General features: G+C 72.6%; 1 pseudogene. It reads left to right on the forward strand.

Going from position 1 to position 277, the window contains the following annotated elements:
- Nucleotides 1-277, forward strand: a pseudogene (locus SB764_RS39805) (glycerol-3-phosphate dehydrogenase); the annotation flags it as partial.

Genomic DNA, 277 nt, shown 5'->3' on the forward strand with positions numbered 1-277 from the left:
GTGTTCCTGCCGCCTGGCACGTTCGGCAGCTTCGTGTTCGCGCGCGCGGCGGCCGATGCCGGCAACCGTGCGCGCGTCGCGTACGCCGAGACGGGCACGTTGCCGTACCCGGTGCGCAAGCACGGCGACAACGCGGTCGTGATCAGCGCATACGCGACGCGCCTGCCGACCGGCGTGTTTCCCGCGAACGCGGCCGGCTGGGCGTTCGACGTGCTGCGCGCCGGTTATCCGTCGGTCGAGCCGGTCGAGGACGCGCTGTCCGGCGCGCTGATGAACG

It is taken from the genome of Paraburkholderia sp. SIMBA_027, assembly GCF_046535315.1.
Taxonomy (GTDB): domain Bacteria; phylum Pseudomonadota; class Gammaproteobacteria; order Burkholderiales; family Burkholderiaceae; genus Paraburkholderia; species Paraburkholderia tropica.